1 protein-coding gene is annotated in these 1,100 nt (G+C 44.2%); it reads right to left on the reverse strand.

The genetic code is table 11. The features are described 5' to 3' along the window. Nucleotides 1-92 precede the first annotated feature (92 nt). Complete coding sequence (locus ABES03_RS06465; RefSeq protein ID WP_430116191.1) at nt 93-902, reverse strand: formate dehydrogenase accessory protein FdhE; 810 nt, start codon at nt 900-902, stop codon at nt 93-95. Nucleotides 903-1,100 lie beyond the last annotated feature (198 nt).

The raw sequence follows: 1,100 nt of genomic DNA on the forward strand, positions 1-1,100 counted from the left end.
CTGCGGGGTCTCCCCTGAACCATACTCCCACAGGAGTCTTCGCGTCTTCCGCTCCAATCAACAGGGCAAAAAACTATCATTTTAATCAAAGCCTAATTTTCCACTTTTTTTATACCTACCGCGTTATATCCATTTTCTTGGGCGACAAAGTCTAAATGGATGCTGTTCAAGTCTAGTAATGCGGCAGATGGTTTACTGATATATTGTCTTGTATCAATAATTTTAATATAGCCGTTACACTCATCGCAAACTTGAATTTGTGAAACAGCATCGCCTTCAATCGTTAAAAACTGTATATTTTTGTGATCTTCATTGCCGCAATGCGAGCATTCTAGGCGTCTAGCATGCCAGTGTGCTAAACAGCGCGGGCAGTGCATCACCTTTTTTCCTTCTTCCTCAAGAGACCCTATTCTTACCGGTTCTCCGCAGACTGGGCAGCCGGCTCCTGGAACAGCCTGATCTATGTCCTTTTGGACCTTTTCAGCGGTTACTTGTAAATATGGGCGAAGGGCTGTTTCGGCCAGGAATTGCGGAATCCATTCTTCAAGCCCATTTTCTTTTGCAAAACCAACAAAGTACACATGATTGAAGGAAAATGCCTCTTCAATACACTTTACCGCTACTTCTTCATTTAATAGATTACCAATACTAGCTAGTTTTGGCTCTAGTTCTGGATTAAACTTTACTAAAGTGGAATTTATTTCCCCTATCCACTGTAGGAATAGTGAAATTTCAAAATCAATAGCCGTTAATGCTGCGGCTGGTATCCCTGCGGCCATAGCTGCCTTATCTAGATTGGGCCTGATGGTCTCCCTATCTATCTGTTGCTTCCACTGTTCTTGAAGCTTCACAATTTCCTTCTGTAACTCCTGGTACTCTTTTGAAACAACGGATTTAATCATTGCTGCACCTCATTCTTCTAATATATTTCGGCTATGTTAAACTTGCCCGTTGATTTCCGCTCCAGACACTTCGCTTTCCGTGGGCGTTTCGGCGAGCCTCCTCGGCGCTTGCGCCTGCGGGGTCTCCCCTGAACCGTACTCCCACAGGAGTCTTCGTGCCTTCCGCTCCAATCAACAGGGCAAAAAACTATCATTTTA

The sequence above is a fragment of the Neobacillus rhizosphaerae genome (assembly GCF_050477885.1).
GTDB classification, from domain to species: domain Bacteria; phylum Bacillota; class Bacilli; order Bacillales; family Cytobacillaceae; genus Neobacillus; species Neobacillus rhizosphaerae_A.